Annotated in this window: 13 protein-coding genes; all 13 read left to right on the top strand. The window is 44.7% G+C overall.

What is annotated here, in order from left to right; translation table 11 throughout:
* The first annotated feature begins 21 nt into the window (after positions 1–21).
* On the top strand, positions 22–3,240 hold the full coding sequence (locus AC5FX4_RS13915) for a TonB-dependent receptor (RefSeq protein WP_493606960.1): 3,219 nt from the start codon (positions 22–24) through the stop codon (positions 3,238–3,240).
* A 96-nt stretch (positions 3,241–3,336) separates the two neighbouring features.
* Complete coding sequence (locus AC5FX4_RS13910; protein ID WP_493606959.1) at positions 3,337–4,563, top strand: alanine racemase; 1,227 nt, start codon at positions 3,337–3,339, stop codon at positions 4,561–4,563.
* A 13-nt stretch (positions 4,564–4,576) separates the two neighbouring features.
* A complete protein-coding gene (locus AC5FX4_RS13905; RefSeq protein WP_493606958.1) occupies positions 4,577–5,449 on the top strand; it encodes a MurR/RpiR family transcriptional regulator in 873 nt (290 codons plus the stop codon).
* A gap of 14 nt (positions 5,450–5,463) precedes the next feature.
* Positions 5,464–6,924: an N-acyl-D-amino-acid deacylase family protein gene (locus AC5FX4_RS13900; RefSeq protein ID WP_493606957.1), complete on the top strand. Its 1,461-nt coding sequence runs from the start codon at positions 5,464–5,466 to the stop codon at positions 6,922–6,924.
* An 18-nt stretch (positions 6,925–6,942) separates the two neighbouring features.
* Positions 6,943–7,329 (top strand): RidA family protein, encoded by a 387-nt coding sequence (locus AC5FX4_RS13895; RefSeq protein WP_493606956.1) that lies wholly within the window; start codon positions 6,943–6,945, stop codon positions 7,327–7,329.
* Between the two features lie 33 nt (positions 7,330–7,362).
* On the top strand, positions 7,363–8,790 hold the full coding sequence (locus AC5FX4_RS13890; RefSeq protein WP_493606955.1) for a sodium:solute symporter family protein: 1,428 nt from the start codon (positions 7,363–7,365) through the stop codon (positions 8,788–8,790).
* Complete coding sequence (locus AC5FX4_RS13885) at positions 8,787–9,767, top strand: PfkB family carbohydrate kinase (RefSeq protein ID WP_493606954.1); 981 nt, start codon at positions 8,787–8,789, stop codon at positions 9,765–9,767. Before AC5FX4_RS13890 ends, AC5FX4_RS13885 begins: the two co-directional genes overlap by 4 nt.
* On the top strand, positions 9,760–12,132 hold the full coding sequence (locus AC5FX4_RS13880) for a family 20 glycosylhydrolase (RefSeq protein ID WP_493606953.1): 2,373 nt from the start codon (positions 9,760–9,762) through the stop codon (positions 12,130–12,132). Before AC5FX4_RS13885 ends, AC5FX4_RS13880 begins: the two co-directional genes overlap by 8 nt.
* Positions 12,133–12,140: 8 nt before the next feature.
* Positions 12,141–13,064, top strand: a complete 924-nt coding sequence (locus AC5FX4_RS13875) for an SMP-30/gluconolactonase/LRE family protein (RefSeq protein WP_493606952.1) — start codon at positions 12,141–12,143, stop codon at positions 13,062–13,064.
* Between the two features lie 186 nt (positions 13,065–13,250).
* Positions 13,251–13,958, top strand: coding sequence for a SapC family protein (locus AC5FX4_RS13870; protein ID WP_493606951.1), 708 nt, complete (start codon positions 13,251–13,253; stop codon positions 13,956–13,958).
* 156 nt (positions 13,959–14,114) lie between these two features.
* Positions 14,115–15,098 (top strand): isoaspartyl peptidase/L-asparaginase family protein, encoded by a 984-nt coding sequence (locus tag AC5FX4_RS13865; RefSeq protein ID WP_493607828.1) that lies wholly within the window; start codon positions 14,115–14,117, stop codon positions 15,096–15,098.
* A gap of 68 nt (positions 15,099–15,166) precedes the next feature.
* Positions 15,167–15,595: a CBS domain-containing protein gene (locus AC5FX4_RS13860; protein WP_493606950.1), complete on the top strand. Its 429-nt coding sequence runs from the start codon at positions 15,167–15,169 to the stop codon at positions 15,593–15,595.
* A gap of 121 nt (positions 15,596–15,716) precedes the next feature.
* Positions 15,717–19,601, top strand: a complete 3,885-nt coding sequence (gene hrpA, locus AC5FX4_RS13855) for an ATP-dependent RNA helicase HrpA (RefSeq protein WP_493606949.1) — start codon at positions 15,717–15,719, stop codon at positions 19,599–19,601.
* The last annotated feature ends 68 nt before the right edge of the window (positions 19,602–19,669 follow it).

Raw genomic sequence — 19,669 nt, 5'->3', positions numbered from 1 at the left:
TATAAGAATAAGGGAACGAACATGTCTAAAAATGTGACCGATAACGTTGTACAAAAATCGCAGCGAACCAAGCTAAGTATCGCAGTATCCACGGCGATTATGGGGCTTTGTCCTTTCTTACTGGCCGCGCAAGAAATGGCTCAAAATGACAGCGATGTCAGTCAGGGGCAAGCTGAAGATAAAGTCGAAATAATTGAAGTAACGGGCATACGTGGCAGCATAAACAGTGCACAAAATATTAAGCGTTACGCAGATACTGTCAAAGATGTTATTACTGCGTCAGATATTGGTGCTTTACCCGATAAATCGGTCACAGAGGCGCTGCAGAGGGTGCCGGGGGTAACTATCGAGCGCTTTGCTTCGTCAGACGATCCAAAGCACTATGCCGATGAGGGGACGGGCGTGCTGGTGCGTGGTTTGGATCGTGTGCGCTCAGAGGTCAATGGACGAGATGCGTTCAGTGCGAACCCATCAGGTGGTTTAAGCTACGAAGATTTTCCAGCAGAGTTACTTGGTGCTGTTGAAGTTGTTAAAAACCAAACCGCGGATCTGATCTCAGGTGGTATTTCAGGTACGGTGAACCTCATCACTCGCAAGCCATTTGACTCGGATGAACGCTTAATTTCATTGAATGCTAAGGCTAATTACGGTGATTTCAGAGAAGAGGTGACACCGTCATTTTCTGCTCTATTTTCAGACAACTGGCAGACTAACGCTGGTAAGTTCGGCTTTTTAATTGCCGTATCAGAATCAGAATATCAAACGCGCGGAGATGGGGTTGGCTTAGGTAATTTCCATTCTCGCGGTGATTCATTTGTTCCGACCTTGGATCAATGGGGTGGCATTACAGGCGTCGATCCGTCGTCGCCTGTAGATGGCCCCGCTTTACCAGGGCAACCAGAGGGCAGTGTTTGGCATGTGCCTGTGGCGATACACATGAGTACGGCAACGAATGACCGTAAGCGCACCGGTTTAACCTCATCTTTGCAGTGGGCGAATAGCGATGAAACGATTGTCGCAACGCTTGAACATATTCATTCGAAAGCGTCTTTAGAGTGGAATGAGAGACAAATAGGTCAAGCAGCACAAGGCTTTAAAGGCTTTATGGGCTCTTCGCAAAACTGGATGGATGATGCGACAAATGGCTATCCGCTAACGGCTGAAAATGGTTTTGTTACTTCAGGCGTTGCACTTGGTGTGTCGCCAGAGACGCCATTTTTTTACCGCAGTCGATGGAATTACAACGAGAATACCGTTGATGACACGTCTTTTAAGCTCACCATAAAGCCTATTGACCGACTCACTGTTGATTTAGATTATCAACATGTGAGTTCAGACAAAGAAGTAGAAAACTACAGCATGTCGGGTCAAACACGAGGCAATCACGTGCATGTTGTTTCTCCGTATTACCTCGATATGCGTGGCGAGCGCCCAACTGTGAAATTTTTAAGCGATAACATTCTTACCGCTGGGTGGTCACCCAATGAAGACTGGAATGGTCCAGTGCCGAATGTGTTCCTTGGTAGCGGGATGGAACAAGTTGAGCGTAACAGTGCAGAGTCCGACAGTTTTAAACTTGATTTGAAATATGAATTAGATGGCAGTTTCACCAGCGTCAGTGCAGGTGCATACCTATCGGATAAAGACCTTACCGTGCGGGATACCGCTTATGAAGGTTGGTCTGCCATTGGTACGCCTTGGGTCCAAGAGGATCGAAATGCAGCGGCGGCTGTAAATCGACCTGAGTTGTTCGAGCGCGTCGATTTTTCTGATTATTATCATGGTGAGGTATTACAAGGTAACGTCAATAACTTCTTGTTCCCGAAAATGGACTTAGTGAGAAATTATGCTCAGTCGTTGCGTCAAGGCTGTAAAGAAGGATGGCACAATGCCACGCGCAGTGCGGAAAATAGCGGCGTGTGTACAGGGACTTACGTACCTTATGTCGACAAACCAAACCGAGTCGATGGGCCTTTTGCTGCATTTAATATCAGCTCAACCAATGAAAAACGCACCGAGTTTTATGTCCGAGGTGACTTTGATTTTGAATGGCAAGGTATGCCTGTCGTTGGTAATTTGGGCCTGCGTTATGTGAACTACCAGCTAGAGTCAACAGGTGCCTTGGTTCAGCCGCCTGAAAGTAAGCGCGGTGATGTAGGTGGCTCTTTAAATAATGTCATGCAGCAAGCTGAATACAAACGCTATTACGATATTGCTGGAGGCAAATCTGAGTTAAGTACGGTCGATGGCACCGACTATTCAACTGTATTACCAAGCCTAAACGTGAGCTTAGGTGTTACTGACGATGTTGTGGTTCGTTTTGGCGCGTCAAAAGCGCTGTATTACCCAAGCCTAGTTGACGCCAGAAATATCAATATTATCAGCTTAGACTACGTTAGACGCCTTCAAACCCCTGGCGCGGATTATGATGAAGTAACTAACCCTGTGGTTGGTTTAGACGACATTGAATTGACTGCACTATCGGGTAATCCTTTTATTGAACCGGAAGAAGCAATCAACCTAGATTTGAGTACCGAGTGGTATTTTGCTGATGCAGGTTATATCACGGTCGGTTTATTCCACAAAAAGCTCGATAATATCATCCGTGATAAAGCGTTTGATTTAGATGTGACTTACGGCAGTGAAAAATATGATATTTCGGCTTATGGTCCGGATAATACAGGCTCAGGAACCATTCGTGGCGCGGAGTTTTCATACTCACAGTTTTACGACATGCTACCGGGTGCTTGGCGTGGGTTAGGTTTACAGTTTAACTTTACCTACATCGACCAAGATGGTCTTGAAGATCCAAATCAAGTCTCCGCAGGCACACTTGGGTTTGATGAAAATGGTAACCCCATTAATGATAATCGTAATACCTTCCGCGTGTTTAGCGGCTTACCATTACAAGGCTATTCAGATCAAAACTTTAATATCATTGGTATGTATGAATATGAAGCCATTTCATTTAGATTGGCTTACACATGGCGTTCAGAGTACTTGCTTACGCTGCGTGAGTCGGAAGAGTATGTACCTGCTTATGCCAAAGCGTCAGGTATGATGGATGCGAGTATTTACTACACGATAGATGATCACTGGAAAGTCGGTTTTGAAGCCAGCAACTTGCTAGATACAGAAACCCAGACCGAGTATCAAATGAACCAAACAGGCACTAGGACGCAAGCCCTTAACTTTACAACAGATAGACGTTTTGCACTCAGTGTTCGTGCTACGTTCTAATCAAGCTCAGCCGGTGCATAGTCATCACTATGTACTGGCGAACTTTTTCCTAAATAGTGTCTATTTGCTGTGTTTTGAATGAAGGAGTACTTAGTCATGAGTGAATTTTTTAAAGGCTCGGGTGATCCACTTAAATTGCAGCGCACTGGATGGGATATTCTTGCTGAACAAGTCAGTTTACCCGTGGCTGTTGTGCGCCAAGATGCGTTTGAACAAAACGCCCAGTGGATGGCACAGTTTTCAAAACAAAACAATCTGTTACTTGCACCTCATGGCAAAACCACCATGTCGACAGAGTTGTTTCAATATCAACTCGATGCGGGCGCATGGGCCATTACGCTTGCAACCGTGCCACAATTGATAAGTGCGGTTGATGCGGGCGTAGAGCGCGTGATCTTAGCCAATCAATTAGTGGGAGACTTTCACTTTGAATTGGTGGCGAATTTACTAAAAACAACGTCTTTGGAGCTTTATTGTTTTGTTGATTCTATTGACAACGTTCATGCGCTGGGGGCGTTTTTCGACGAGCAAGACGTAAAGCTAAATGTGTTACTCGAGATGGGCGTGCTTTCTGGGCGGTGTGGTGTTCGAACTGAGAATGAGTTGCAAGCATTACTAAAAGCATGTCAAGCCTATTCGAGTGTACAAGTGATGGGACTTGGGTTTTATGAAGGTGTGATTGGGGGCGATAAAGCACAGCAGCGCGTTGCACAATTTGTAGGTGAAGTGATGACTCGCGCCGAGCAATTGCAGCAACAAGGAGCGTTCTCAACTTCTCTGCCAATTATCACAGGGGCGGGTTCCGCTTGGTATGATGTTGTCACTGAGGTGATGACAAGCAGCGCCAAGCAACAGCAATTTAAATTGGTTATTCGCCCGGGGTGTTATCTTATTCATGACACTGGTATTTACCAAGATGCGCAGCAAGCCATACTCGAACGTAGCGAAATAGCATGTGATGTGCACGGGGAGTTGGTGTCTAGTTTGTTCATTTGGGCATATGTGATGTCGGTGCCTGATCCGGGCCTAGCCATAGTGGGTATGGGCAAGCGAGATGTGGCATTTGACGCAGGCTTACCCACACCACAATGGCATTATTGTAAAAACAGCAGGCAACTACATAAATTACAAAGCAATGTTTACCTTGAGAAAATCATGGACCAGCATGCGATGTTGCGGTTTCCAGACAGTTGTGCACTCAAAGTGGGTGATATGCTATGTTTTTCTACTTCTCACCCGTGTTTAACGTTTGATAAATGGAAACAAATTGGTGTTGTTGAGCAAGACTGGGTGATCACCAAAACCATTACGACACATTTTTAATAGAGGCAATGGCTTGGATATTATTAGTAAAATTAAAGAAGGGTTAGGGCACTTTAGTCCGGCAGAAGAAAAGGTGGCCAGACTCATCATCAGTGAATTAACCTTTGCCGCAAGTGCTTCCATTAGTGAGCTAGCTGAAAAAGCCGAAGTGAGTCACGCTAGTATCACTAGGCTGGCACGTACTTTAGGGTGTGACAATGTTCGAGATCTAAAGTTTCAGCTAACTCAATCGGCGGCCATAGGTGAGCGTTTTACCAATCCTGAATTAGTCGATAAAGAAAAGATCTCCCATGTGTACGCTTCTATTCAAGAGATCCTTGCGATAAATGTTGGCTTGATTGATGAGCAAGTGGTTGAGCTGGCGGCTGGCGCTATTTGCGATACTCGGCATTGTTTGGTGTTCGGCGTGGGTGGCGGCAGCAGTATGATGGCGCAAGAATGTCAGAACCGTTTGTTTCGCCTCGATGTTTTAAGTAATGCACATTCCGATCCCATGATGATGCGCATGGCAGCTGCGACGGTCAATAAAAATGATGTGGTGATCTGCTTATCATTGAGTGGTGTTTCTCCTGATGTGATGGAAGCTGCTCGTATCGCAAAAGAATATGGTGCGCAAATTGTGTCTATTTGCCCAGAGAGTGCGCTGGCTGACATGGCTGATTTCCATCTTCTCATTAAAACTCAAGAAAGTGATTACATTTTCAAACCCAGCGCAGCACGCTATGCGATGATGGCTGCCGTCGATATCCTTTCTAGCGAAGTCGCGGTACGTAACCAAAAGCGCTCAAAAGAAAAGCTGAGACGCTTAAAAATGCGATTGGACCAACATCGTAACGAAAGCAGTAATACGCCACCCGCAGACAAACGCTTTCCTTTGGGAGACTAATTGTTTTGAATATCATGGACGTTGATTTCATTATAAAAAATGCGGTTATTTATCAATGGCCAATGGCGCATGCAAACATGATGGATGTGGCTATTGATAAAGACCAAATTGTTGCGGTGGGCGACTGTAGCCAATTGAATGCAGCACACAGTGTTGATGCAACGGGACTGGTATTGGCCCCTGGGTTTATCGACGTGCATACCCATGATGATCTAGAGGCGATCCGCAACCCGCATATGCTTAGCAAGGTGAGTCAGGGTGTGACAACGGTTATTGCGGGTAATTGTGGGATCAGTGCAGCGCCTTACTACAAAGAGGCCGATCCCGTTGACCCAATCAACCTACTAGGTTCCAAAAGCCAATTGATATATGAAACATTGGCTGATTATCAAACCGCGTTTGAATTGGCCGCACCGAGCGTAAATTTAGCGATGCTCGTTGGTCATACTAGCTTACGGGCTCAAGTGGTTGAAGATTTAACAAAATCCGCCAATCTGGATGAAATAACGCGAATGAAAACGATGTTGGCGCTGGCAATGGAGCAAGGTGCATTGGGCTTAAGCTCTGGGCTTGCTTATTACAACGCCAAAGCGTCAAGCATGGATGAGGTCAATACGTTAGCTGAAGTGGTGAAGCCTTTTGGTGGTATTTATACCACGCATTTACGCACGGAATTTAGCGGTATTCTAGCGGCGATGGACGAAGCATTCTCTACCGCTAAGCGTGCGGATATTCCGCTGGTTATTTCTCACATCAAGTGTGCAGGTAAGGAAAATTGGGGCAGAGCGCCTGAGGTTATCGCATATTTTGAAAAGCAGCGTGAACACCAAGACATAGGTTGTGATTGTTACCCGTACTCAGCAAGTTCTAGTACGTTAGATCTGAACCAAGTAACAGCGGATACTGAAATTTATATTACTTGGTCCGGACCTCATCCAGAAATGGCGAAAAATACGCTACAAGACATAGCATCAAAATGGCAATTGTCATTGCTTGATGCGGCTCAAAAACTTCAGCCAGCAGGGGCTGTTTACCACTGCATGCTAGAAGACGACGTGAAACAGTTTTTACGTTATGAACATAGCATGATCGGCTCCGATGGGTTGCCTTGTGATCCACATCCACATCCAAGGCTATGGGGCACCTTTCCCAGAGTGCTCGGACATTACAGCCAATCGGAACAAACGCTACCCTTAGCATTAGCTATCCATAAAATGACAGCGTTGCCAGCACATAGATTTCAGTTACACAAGCGTGGTGAGATCAAGGTGGGCTATTTTGCCGATCTTGTCTTGTTTGACCCTAAAAGGGTGAGTGATAAAGCCACGTATAGCCAACCTAAACGACCCGCAGAGGGTATCGAGCGGGTGTGGGTGAATGGCAAGCTCAGCTATGTTGCTGGTGCAACGGCTGAATCAATTGTTGACTATGGACGAGCTGGGCGGTTTTTAACACGAAATTCCAACAACAGATAAAAATAGCGAGAGGTTAGAATGGCAATAAGAAGAATTGGTGCCGAAGGCGGCACGGGCACAGGTGGACAGCATTTACCTTTTGCAAGAGCAGTAGAAGCGGGTGGCTGGCTTAAGGTATCGGGGCAAACTCCGATGCGTGATGGCGAGGTGGTGGAAGGCGGTATCGTTGAGCAGTCTCAATTAGCCATCAACAACTGTATCGCCATCATGGAAGAAGCGGGCTATGGGCTTGAGCATGTGACTCACGTGTCTGTGATACTCACTGATGCACGATATTTTCAATCGTTCAACAAGGTGTTTGCTCAAGTGTTTGGCGCACACCCTCCTGCGCGAATTTGTATGGTTGCCGACTTGGTCGTTGATTGCAAAGTGGAAGTTGACGTGACCTGCTACAAAGACGATTGAGCTTCAAAATAATGGGCAAATAAAGGAGGGCATATGTCACAGAGTCAATGGGTGTTTTTGTTCGCATTTCTTGTTTATTTGTGCGCGATGGTACTGATCAGCTGGTTGGTATCTCGTGGGCAGCGCTCCAGTGACGACTTTTTACTGGCTGGACGTCAGGTGCCCTTATTGCTTACTTTAGGCACCACGGTTGCAACCATGGTGGGAACTGGCTCATCAATGGGCGCGGTTGGCTTTGCTTATCACCATGCATGGGCCGGTGCACTGTATGGCATTGGTGGCGCTTTGGGCATTTTATTACTCGCGTGGCTGTTTGCCCCTGCTCGTGCGCAAGCATTTGCAACCATGAGTGAAGAGTTGGCAAGTTATGTTGGTGACAAAGAGTGTGTTCAGAAGATACTGGCAGTGATCATTTATGCTGCCAGCATTGGTTGGCTTGGAGCTCATTTGATAGGTGGTGGTATGTATCTATCGTGGTTGACAGGCTTAGATGAGAGTAGTGCTAAATTGCTAATTGGTGTCGGCTTGGCTATTTATGTCTCGTTAGGTGGCTATTCAGCGGTGGTTTGGACCGATGCAGTTCAAGCCATTATCTTATTTGTAGGCTTTTTACTGATGGCCTATTTCGCTGTTGATTATATCGGTGGATGGCAGGCGCTAAGTAGTAATCAAATTGCCAACGAAAGCGGTTGGCTGTCATATCAAAGCATCGGTTTACTCCCGGCAGTTTCAATGTCTTTGGCTATTTTAGTTGGGGTGCTTGCAACGCCGTCATTTCGACAGCGCATATATTCTGCGCATAGTGTAAAGAGCATTAGGCTGTCGTTTACCATCTCGGGCGCGCTTTATTTAGGGTTTTCGTTGATCCCCGCCGTGATCGGGAGCTGTGCTTATTTGATAAACCCAGACTTAGAAAACCCTGCTTATGCATTTCCCTACATTGCCCTCAATACGCTCCCGATTGCTTTGGGAAGTGTTATTCTGCTGGCAGGCATTTCTGCAACTTTATCCAGCGCTAGCTCCGATGCTATCGCGGGGGTGAGTGTGCTTATCAATGACATTTATCAATGGTGTATGCAACGAGAGATTGTAGTTGAAAAGCAACTGCTAGTATCTCGATTAGCAATGTTAGTAACGGTGTTTATTGCCTTGGCATTGGCGCTGCTTGCCGATGACATCATAAGTTACATCACCAAAATGGTGTCAGTGGTGTTAGCTGGGTTGTGTGTGATGGGTTTATTAGGCCGGTTTTGGTCTGGATATACTTGGCAAGGGGGGTTAGCCACTTTATTTGCTGGTAGTGTTGCCGCTTTGCTGGTAAGTGCCAACAGTGTTTGGCTGAGCTACTTTGGTAATCCCATTATTCCGGCACTTTGTAGCGCTTTGCTGTTAGGTATTGTTGTCAGCGTACTGACAAAAAATAAAGTGTCTGTAGCAACACAAGAGCAGGTGGTGTCATGAGAACAGCCATTCACTCAATGGTATTTTTTGGCGAATGTATGGTGGAACATCGCGCAGATGGATGCAGCTATTTTGGTGGCGACACATTTAATACTGCGTGGTATTTGGTATCGCTCATAAAACAAACTCACTTACAAACAATAAGCGTGCAGTATGCGACTGCAATTGGTTGCGATCATCACAGTCAACAGTTTGTAAATGTGATGAAAGACGCGCAAATAGGCGATTTATTTCTCGAACGGTTTGAACACAAAACCATGGGGCAGTATTGGATCTCGGTGTCAAAGAGTGGAGAGCGCAGCTTTAAATTTGAGCGCACGCAAAGTGCTGCTCGCGAATATTTCAATATTAATGAATCTTTGACCGAGGCATTGAGGCATAAAACAGTTGATGCGATTTACCTCTCAGGGATCAGCCTAGCAATTTTGTGCGATGCGCAGCTTAGCCATCTATTGCATTTACTCAGCACCTTCAAGCAACAAGGTGGCGTAATTTTGTTCGACAACAATTACCGTTCTGTACTTTGGTGTGAGAGAAAGCCACAAAGCGTATATCAACCGATGATGGCGCTGGCCGATATGGCATTTCTAACGCTTGACGATGAGTTTGCCATTCACGGTACAGACACTCTGGAACAAGTATTAGCGAGTTATCAACATCACACAGGGCAATTGCTGGTGATCCGTCAAGGGGCTTTGCCTTGCATTGTCAAACGTGCAAACGATAACGAACATATTCTTGTTGAAGCTGAGTCATTGGATGCACAAACAATCGTTGATACCTGTGCCGCAGGAGACGCATTTGCTGCTGGGTTTATTGCTCAATGGCTAATGAATGGTGTGCAAACACCTGAAGTATGTAAGCAAGCCGCACAATTTGCCCACAAAGTAGCGGCTCAAGTGATCCAACACCATGGCGCTTTGATTGATCCTCACCAATTGCCAGGGCTTAGCTGTCAGGAGGCCGCTCGTGCGTAATTCATTCTTCCAATCCGTGATCTGTGTGATGAGCTTGTTGGTGAGTACAGCCGCTATGTGCGAATTGCCGCTTATGCCTATGCCCAAATCAGTTCAATTACACTCTGGCGAGCTACAACTACCTAGCGAGCTAAGCGTGTCGATTGAAGGCTTTTCTGCGCAACGGGCTCAGTTTCAGTTAAATAAGTTAGCGACGCATTTAACGCGTATCACAGGTAAAAAAACGTCATGGTTAGTGGTTGATGACAAACCAGCGGACCTAACCATTGTGGTTGCGTCTAAAGAGCAAATGCTACAAGTGCCTCAATTTGGGGATGATGAAAGTTATCGGCTTAGCGTTTCTGGCAGTGGTGTTGTGGTCCAAGCCTCCTCTGTTTTTGGTGCGCAACATGCTTTAACCACACTGTCGCAATTGGCGTCACTTGGTAAAAACAATCAAGTCGTTTTTCCGCTAGTTAATATTGCAGATAGCCCTCGTTTTGCGTGGCGAGGGTTACTTATAGATAGTGTGCGTCATTTTATATCTGTTGACACAGTCAAACGTCAATTGGATGGCATGGCGTCAGCCAAACTCAATGTGTTGCACTGGCATCTAACCGACGACCAAGGCTGGCGGATTGAAAGTAAGGCATTTCCTAAATTGACAGAACGCGCTTCTGATGGTCTGTTTTATACTCAGCAGCAAGTGACAGACATAGTTCACTATGCGGCATTGCTTGGGATCAGAGTGGTGCCTGAGTTTGGCATGCCGGGCCATGCTAGTGCGATTGCGGTTGCATACCCTGAGATGATCACCGAGCAACAAGCCTACACTATGCAGCGTCATTGGGGGGTGTTTAAGCCATTATTGAATATTGCCAACCCCAAAGTGTATGACTTTATCGATAAGTTATTTGCACAGATGACAGCTCTTTTTCCCGATAGATATCTACATATTGGGGGTGATGAAGTTGACCCGCAGCAGTGGCTTCAGAGTAAAGAAGTTCAACAATTGATGACTGAGCAAGGGCTGAGCATTGGTCAGGAATTACAAAGCTATTTTAATGCGCGATTACAAAAAATCGTCAATAAGTACGATAGGATCATGATGGGGTGGGATGAAATCTTACATCCTAATTTATCAAAAAACGTGGTTGTACAATCTTGGCGAGGTCATGATTCTTTATATAGCGCAGCGAAAAGTGGCTACAAAGGCGTGCTATCCACGGGGTTTTATATTGATCAGCCACAATATACACATTATCACTATCGCAATGATCCACAAAAAGTGTTGCAAAAAGTCGACATATCCCAGCCACAAAAGCTGAATAAAGCCTTTGTGATCAAGCGTCTTAAAGGGAGCGATGTGAAAGGCGAATTGCGAATGTTTGGTCAGCAAGTGCTGATCAAGCTCAATAACAACCACCACCAAATAGCACGGCTTGAAAATTCAAGGGATGATGTGCGTACGCGTTTGGTGGCCAGCATGGATAGTTGGATGGGGCCGCTTAAGTTTGAGTTTGATTTTGAGCACAACAGTGGTTGGGTGTTAATTGGCAATAGTCGTTATCCTGTGGCGTTTTCAAGTTCAGAACATCTGCAACCAGTTAGCTTTTCACCTTCGCTTACCAAGGCGCAAGAAGCCCTGATTTTAGGTGCAGAGGCGACAATTTGGAGTGAAATGGTCACCGAAGAGAATATCGATTTGCGTATCTGGCCAAGGACATATGCCATTGCCGAACGTTTATGGTCAACTAAAGCGCTTACCAACACGCAGAGTATGTATGCTCGGTTAGAACAAATGAATATCTATGCTGATAAAGTTGTCGGTTTGACGCATCAAACTCAACAGCAACAAGGCTTTAACCGATTGATAAGTAAAGAACTCAGTGAAAAAGAGCGGGTAGCCACAATTAATCTACTTAATACCATGGCGCAAATGTTAGAACCTAGCCATTACTACACCCGACATCATATTAAGTATCTTAAAGATGAATATCATCAACAGACACCATTGACATCGTTTGTTGATTATTTGAACGTGGAAAGCACGGCCGTGCGTGCTTTAGGGGATAGCGTACAGCAATATATTAACGGTGATAAGACACAGTTTGCTGCGATTGCTAAGCAGCTTTTGCAGTGGCGACAGGCGCTGCAAGAATCTAGTCACGTGTTAGCAAAAAGCGCTTTGTTACACGATGAAGTAAAAACCGCGAACAAGCTGCGCAGTGCTGTGGAGCTTGGCCAAAATGTGGTGTCGAGATGTCAAAACCAAACAGAGCAGACTCTATCAGAGCACGACTTGTTGAATTTACAAAAGCTGCAAGATGAAACCGTCTTTGCTGCTATTTACCCGTTACGAGATTTATATTTAGCATGCAAATAAGGAATACCATGAAATTAAAATTAGCTGCCTTGCTATTGGTCGCGAGCAATGTTGCCGCCCAAAATACTCAGGTGCAAACTCAAGATTGGATAGAAGATGGGGTGTTTACGCAAGGTGTAGAAGGGCCAGCAGTGGATGCGAAAGGCAGGCTGTTTGCGGTTAATTATGGTCAAGAAGGCACCATTGGATTGGTGACTAACAAAGGCAAAGCAACCAAGCTATTAACCTTGCCAAATGGTTCGGTGGGTAATGGCATTCGCTTCGATAAACGGGGCAATATGTTTATTGCCGATTATGTTAATCATAACGTCCTGCGTATCTCTGCTGAAGGGCTGAAAGAAGGTGTGGATACATCGAAACATCTCAGTGTTTATGCGCACAATAATAAAATGAATCAGCCAAACGATATCGCCATGATGGATAACGGTATTTTGTTTGCCAGTGATCCCAATTGGCAAACCAGTACCGGCAATTTGTGGCGCATTGATAGCGATGGCAGCACGCATTTGCTTGAAACAAACATGGGCACTACCAATGGTGTTGCTGTCAGTCCAGATAATAAAACCCTGTATGTCAATGAAAGTGTGCAACGAAAAGTGTGGCGCTATCGTCTTGATGACAAGGGCCAAGTGTCAAATAAACAACTGCACATTGAATTTGCTGATTTTGGCTTAGATGGCATGCGAACTGACCAAAATGGCAATTTATATATCGCGCGATACGGTGCAGGAACAATCGCTATCGTGTCTGCGCAAGGTAAATTACTTACAGAAGTTCAACTCAAAGGCCAGCACCCCACCAATCTAGCTTTTGGCGGAGAAGACGGTAAAAGCGTGTTTGTCACCATGCAAAAACGCGGTGCAATTGAAATGTTTCGCGCCAATATAGCCGGTCGAAGTTTTGCATTAACGACGGAGATGAAAAGTGACTAAGTAATCGACATGAAAGAAATTATTATAAATATGTAACAAAAAGAGCGAAAACAGAACAGAAGCTTGTAAAAATGGCATGACACTTGAGGCGGCACTGCATAAAAGATTTAACTTCCAATTTGGACCCAAAACCTTTAGCCTTAGGGCCACACAAGTAATCATTACAAAAATGAATGGAGTAGTATTATGGCGGAGCAACAAGTGCAGCCTCTACATAACGAGAAACATGCCAACATTAAAGTACAAAACGGCATCAACGTTGAATTTCTTAAAACACAGCACTTAATTCCAGTTGTAGCACACGAATTCGCTCGTGTAGCAACTGAGTTCCCAATGGCGTTTGTTAAAAATAACGAAACAGGTCAGTTCCAAGCAGTTGCTATGTTTGGCTTAGCGCCAGGCGAAAACTTATTCGTTGAAGATGGTAAATGGACAGCAGGTTTTGCACCACTTGCAGTAACTCGTTATCCGTTTGGCTTGATCAAGCACCCTGAAGAAGATCAATACGGTATCGTGATTGACGAAGCGAGCCCATTAGTAGGTGAAGAAACGGGTAATGCATTATTCGAAGACGGTAAAGAAACTGAGTATCTTGCTCGCCGTAAAGAAGCATTGGTTAACTTCATTGAGTTTTCTCGTGTAACTGAAACATTTACTCAGTACCTAGCAGAAAAAGAACTGCTTGTTCAACAAACTCTGACTGTTGAAATTCAGGGTGAGAAAAAAGACATCAATGGTATATACCTTGTAGACGAGCGCAAACTAAATGAACTAAGTGACGAAGAATATCTAGAGCTTCGTAAGCGTGGTTACTTAGCGCCAATCTTTGCTTTCTTAACATCAACGCACCAAGTGGCGCGTTTAGCACGTTTAAAAGCAAAGCGCTCAGCTTAATAGAAGCTAAGATTTAAAAAGCACCTGCGGGTGCTTTTTTTGTGTTTGGTCGATTTTTATTGCAAGCCTTATCTATTCCCCGCAAGTTAGTATAAAAAGGGGATTAACATGAAACTTAACTCAATATTTTACTTATCCACCGCTGTGCTATCACTGATGAGCATGCATGTCTTTGCTGATGCTAAACCGATTGCCATTGCAATCCATGGTGGGGCCGGCACAATTGAACAAAGCAAATTTACCGCAGAGCAAGAAGCCGCATATCGAGCGAAGTTATTGGAGGCCGTTGAAGCTGGCTACAAGGTATTGGACGCGGGTGGCGAAAGTTTGGATGCAGTCACAACCGCGATTAATATTTTGGAAGACTCAGCGTTTTTTAATGCTGGAAAAGGCGCTGTGTACACGTTTGACGGTAAACACGAGCTGGATGCATCAATTATGGATGGGCGAGATAGACAAGCGGGAGCCGTTGCCGGTGTAAAGCATATAAAAAACCCCATTAATTTAGCGCGCAAGGTGATGACTGGCTCGGTACATGTCATGTTGAGTGGGGAAGGCGCGGAAGAATTTGCTAAGCAGCAAGGGTTGTCGTTAATTGAAAATAGTTACTTTGACACGCCACATCGTTTTGAGGCATTGCAAAAAACGAAGCAGAAGCTCAATGCAAAAGAAGGTAATAAATCCTACCAAGCATTGCATCAAACATTACCATCAGAATATAAGATTGGCACAGTGGGTGCCGTCGCGCTCGATAAGCATGGCAATCTAGCCGCGGGCACCTCTACCGGAGGGATGACAGCAAAGCGTTTTGGCCGTATTGGAGATTCGCCAGTGATTGGTGCAGGGACATTCGCGGATAATCGTTCATGTGCGGTATCGGCAACAGGGCATGGTGAGTATTTTATTCGCTATAGTGTCGCCAGTGATATTTGCGCTCGAGTGCAATATCAAGACAAAACAATTGAGCAGGCTGGAAACGAAGTGATACACGATGTGTTAGCACCAATTGGTGGTACAGGTGGCGTCATTATCATTGATAAGCAAGGGCATATTAGCATGCCATTTAATACCAAAGGGATGTATCGCGCAAGCAAATCACAAGGGCAAAAAGCGTACGTTGGGATCTTCAAAAAGGATTGAAAAACAGGCAATTCCATGCGCGCCAGCTATAGTTAAATTGCTGGCGTTTATATATGGAGCAAATAACTATGCAATCAATCAAAGTAGCAGACTATCTTAATCACCGTCCGGTGACTTTTAATGTAGAGATGCGTGTGGAGTCTGCGGTTGAAAAATTATTACAAAGTGGTCAAACGGGGGGGCCAGTTGTAGATAGCACTAAACGTGTTATTGGTTTTTTATCTGAGCAAGATTGCCTGCGCAAAATGCTTGAAGCAACCTACCAAAATGAGTCGCACAGTGTTGTGGGTGATGTAATGACCATAGAGCCTGTTTGTGTCGGCCTTAATGACAGTATTGTGCAAATTGCTGATATGATGACGGTCAACAAACCGAAGTTGTATCCTGTAGTGGATGAAGATGGTCGTTTGTTAGGTGTTATTAGCCGAGCAAATGTGTTACTTGCCTTGGATAAGCATTTACACGATACCTACTTGTCTGGTCATCGCTTCGTGTAAAGATAAGTATTAATATTAAATAGTACCGAAATCATTCGGTATTCTTTATCTGAGCATATGCTCAGTAAGCGGTTTTTGATACACTACGCCGGATCTAAAGAATTCTAATAGGTGTTGTGTAGTGAGTGTAGGACCACTGTTTGCTGAGCTAAAATCTTGTTTAAAGAAAGACCAGTTTATTTTAAAAAAGCGCTTGCATGGCGCGAACAAAATCGAAGATTCAGAAAAACAGCGCAAGGTGGTTGCAAGCATTGAAAGTGCCATTGTAAAAAGCCAAGCACTTAGAGTGACTCGTACAGAGCTGCTACCTAAGGTTTCCTACCCCGAACAGCTACCTGTTAGCCAAAAGAAAGATGAAATAAAAGAAGCGATCGCTAACAATCAAGTGGTTATCGTTGCAGGTGAAACTGGCTCAGGTAAAACTACGCAATTACCAAAAATTTGCTTGGAACTAGGCCGAGGTATAGATGGTTACATCGGTCATACCCAACCGAGACGATTAGCAGCTCGAAGCGTTGCTAACCGTATTGCTGAAGAAATTGAATGTTCGTTGGGTGAGCAAGTTGGCTTTAAAATCCGCTTTAGCGATCAGGTGTCTGATAACACCTATGTGAAGCTAATGACCGACGGTATTTTATTGGCTGAAATCCAACAAGACAGATACTTAAACCAATATGACACAATCATTATCGATGAAGCGCACGAACGCAGTTTAAACATCGATTTTATTTTGGGTTATTTGAAAAACTTGTTACCGAAGCGCCCAGATCTGAAAGTTATTATCACCTCGGCAACCATTGACCCAGAACGATTCTCTCAGCATTTTAATAATGCCCCCATCATCGAAGTATCAGGGCGAACTTATCCAGTGGAGGTGCGCTATCGACCGGTGTTAGATACGGCAAGTAATGATAGCGAGGCACAAAGCGATCAGCTTCAAGGGATTTTCGATGCGGTCGATGAGCTATGCGATGAGGGGCCGGGTGATATCCTGATCTTTATGAATGGTGAGCGGGAAATTCGCGATACCGCAGACGCGCTGTCTAAGCGTAATTTAAAAGGGGTTGAAATTCTGCCCTTGTATGCGCGCCTGTCAAATGCTGAGCAAAACAGAATTTTTGCGCCGCATAGTCCACGACGTATAGTTCTGTCAACCAACGTTGCAGAAACGTCATTAACCGTACCGGGAATTCGTTATGTTATTGATCCAGGAACCGCTCGGATCAGTCGCTATAGCTACCGAACTAAAGTACAACGTTTACCTATTGAAGCAGTTTCACAAGCGAGCGCAAATCAGCGAAAAGGTCGTTGTGGACGTGTTGAAGCGGGTATTTGTATTCGTTTATATTCCGAAGAAGACTTTTTATCTCGCCCAGAGTTTACCGATCCTGAAATTCTCAGAACTAACTTAGCATCGGTTATTCTGCAAATGTTGGGCTTAGGTTTAGGCGACATAACCCAATTTCCGTTTGTTCAAGCGCCTGATAGTAGAAATATTAATGACGGTATTGCGCTACTTGAAGAACTTGAAGCGGTGTATCCGAGTCAACGCCGCCATGCGACGAAATTAACGTCATCTGGACGTACATTAAGCCGTTTGCCGATAGACCCGAGACTGGCAAAAATGGTGTTTACGGCCGACAAACTAGGGGCGCTTAGAGAAGTCATTGTGATTGTCGCTGCGTTATCTATCCAAGACCCACGTGAACGACCGCAAGAAAAACGCGGTGCCGCAGATGAAAAACACGCGCGTTTTGAACACCCTGATTCGGACTTCGTGGCTTTCTTGAATTTGTGGTACTACATCGAACAGCAACAAGAAGAATTGTCTCGTGCGCAATTTAGAAAGCTCTGTCAAAAAGACTTTTTGGCCTATATGCGTGTTCGAGAGTGGCAAGATATTGTTTATCAAGTCACAACCATTTGTGAAGAAATGGGTATGAAGTTGAGCGACAATCAAGCTGAACTGGACAATGTTCACCAAGCTTTGTTGAGCGGCATGCTCAGTCACATAGGTGCCAAAGATGAAAACAAGCATTACAAAGGTGCTCGTAACAGCTTGTTCCATATCTTTCCGGGTTCTAGTTTATTTAAGAAAAGTCCGAAATGGTTGATGTCAGCGGAGCTGGTGGAAACGAGTAAACTCTATGCGCGAATGAACGCAAAAATTGATGTGAACTGGATAGCGCCGCTCGCACAGCATGTCGTTAAAAAAAGCTTTAGTGAACCGCACTGGGAGAAAAAGCCCGGTTGTATAATTGCTTTTGAACAGCAGACATTGTTTGGACTTATTATCGTTGCGCGTAAACGCACAGTGTATTCCCAAATTGAGCCAAAGCTGTGTCGAGAGTTGTTCATCAAAGAAGCGTTAGTTGCGCAGCAACTTGGCCAAAATGAAGGATTTTTGCAACATAACCAGTCATTAATTGATGATATTCACGTGCTCGAGCAAAAAGCTCGTCGTCGCGATATTTTGGTGGATGAGCAAACACTGTTCGAATTTTATGACGAACGTTTACCACAAGATGTATGCACACGAGCTGGCTTTAATCACTGGTGGAAAAAGCAAAAACAAAAAGATAAACGCTTTTTACACATGGAAAAGTCATTTTTGATGCAACATGGCGCGGATCAAATTACCGAATTTGATTACCCAGACGTTTGGCATCAAGGAAATATTATGTTGCCTTTGGAATATCACTTTGAGCCGGGACAAGCCATTGATGGTGTGACAGTGAATATTCCATTAGCGTTGCTAAACCAAGTGACAGAGCAAGGATTTGATTGGCACATCCCCGCTTTTCGTCATGAATTAATATGCGGTTTAATCAAGAGCTTGCCGAAAAACTTAAGGCGTAACTTTGTACCTGCACCAAACTATGCAGATGCCGTTTTGGCTGCAGTAGAGCCAATGCAAGGTTCACTCATCGAAGCGCTAAGCACACGTCTATTACGTATGACGGGTGTTAGAGTCGAACAGGAAAGCTGGGACGTGAGTGCACTGGACACACACTTAAAAATTCAATTCCAAGTTGTCGGGGACGACAATGTCGTGCTTGCTCACGGTTTCGAATTGCAAAAGCTCAAAGATCAACTGCAAGGTAAAGTATCAGATACGCTGTCTCAAGTTGCTGAAGAGGGCATTGAACAAACAGAAATAACCCAGTGGCAGTTTGGTGATTTACCTAGTGAGTACACGAAAAAGCAAGGAAATTATGAGATCAAAGCGTTTCCAGCTTTGGTGGATAAGAAAAATAGTACCGCGATTGAGCTGTTCGATAGCGAGATCAAAGCATTTGTACAGCATAAAAAAGGGTTACGTAGACTCGTATTACTGAATGTGCCATCACCAATAAAGTACTTGCAGCAGCATTTGCCAAATAAAGCCAAGTTAGGTTTGTACTTTAACCCATTTGGAAAAGTGCAAGACTTGATAGATGACTGTATTGCGGCGGGTGTTGATCAGTTGCTAACTCAGTATCCAGACGTGCGTGATGAACAAACATTTGAACAAGCAAAAGAGCAAGTGCGTGGTGAACTAGGGAATACGGTTGTATCGATTGCGACACAAGTTGAGCAAGTGTTGAGCATCGCGCATGCAATTAACAAGCGTATGAAAGGTCGCGTTGATTTAACGATGATCACGGCTCATGGCGATATTAAGTCGCAGCTGGAGTCACTGATCTTTAGAGGGTTTGTCAGTGAGCATGGCGCAGACAAACTGCCTGATCTGTTACGTTATATGAAAGCAATCGAGAAACGCTTGGAAAAGCTGCCAGTTGATCCAAATCGCGATAGGTTATGTGTTTTGGAGTTAGAAAAAGTGGCAGAGGCTTATCAAAAAGTGATCTCGCGCATTCCAAAAGGATTGCCAATACCGGATAATGTGCAGGCTATATTTTGGATGCAGCAAGAGCTGCGCGTATCATTGTTCGCGCAAACCCTTGGTACGCCTTATCCTATATCGGCTAAACGGGTGATGAACGCGCTAAAAGAGTGCGAATAATTGTTCAATTTGCTTGCAATTTGTACTAAGCCAATTACCTTATTAAGAGGAACTATTTTTTGGATCTT

Source organism: Pseudoalteromonas sp. ATL1 (genome assembly GCF_058933015.1).
The sequence above is the reverse complement of the archived record's forward strand: the minus strand, read 5'-3'. Positions and strand labels throughout refer to the sequence as shown.

Excerpts from the sequence above, each read along its gene's own strand:
- AC5FX4_RS13915 (WP_493606960.1), top strand. The coding sequence starts at position 22 with ATGTCTAAAAATGTGACCGATAACGTTGTACAAAAATCGCAGCGAACC.
- AC5FX4_RS13865 (WP_493607828.1), top strand. The coding sequence starts at position 14,115 with ATGAGCATGCATGTCTTTGCTGATGCTAAACCGATTGCCATTGCAATC.
- AC5FX4_RS13910 (WP_493606959.1), top strand. The coding sequence starts at position 3,337 with ATGAGTGAATTTTTTAAAGGCTCGGGTGATCCACTTAAATTGCAGCGC.
- AC5FX4_RS13860 (WP_493606950.1), top strand. The coding sequence starts at position 15,167 with ATGCAATCAATCAAAGTAGCAGACTATCTTAATCACCGTCCGGTGACT.
- AC5FX4_RS13870 (WP_493606951.1), top strand. The coding sequence starts at position 13,251 with ATGGCGGAGCAACAAGTGCAGCCTCTACATAACGAGAAACATGCCAAC.
- AC5FX4_RS13885 (WP_493606954.1), top strand. The coding sequence starts at position 8,787 with ATGAGAACAGCCATTCACTCAATGGTATTTTTTGGCGAATGTATGGTG.
- AC5FX4_RS13890 (WP_493606955.1), top strand. The coding sequence starts at position 7,363 with ATGTCACAGAGTCAATGGGTGTTTTTGTTCGCATTTCTTGTTTATTTG.
- AC5FX4_RS13875 (WP_493606952.1), top strand. The coding sequence starts at position 12,141 with ATGAAATTAAAATTAGCTGCCTTGCTATTGGTCGCGAGCAATGTTGCC.
- AC5FX4_RS13900 (WP_493606957.1), top strand. The coding sequence starts at position 5,464 with ATGGACGTTGATTTCATTATAAAAAATGCGGTTATTTATCAATGGCCA.
- AC5FX4_RS13895 (WP_493606956.1), top strand. The coding sequence starts at position 6,943 with ATGGCAATAAGAAGAATTGGTGCCGAAGGCGGCACGGGCACAGGTGGA.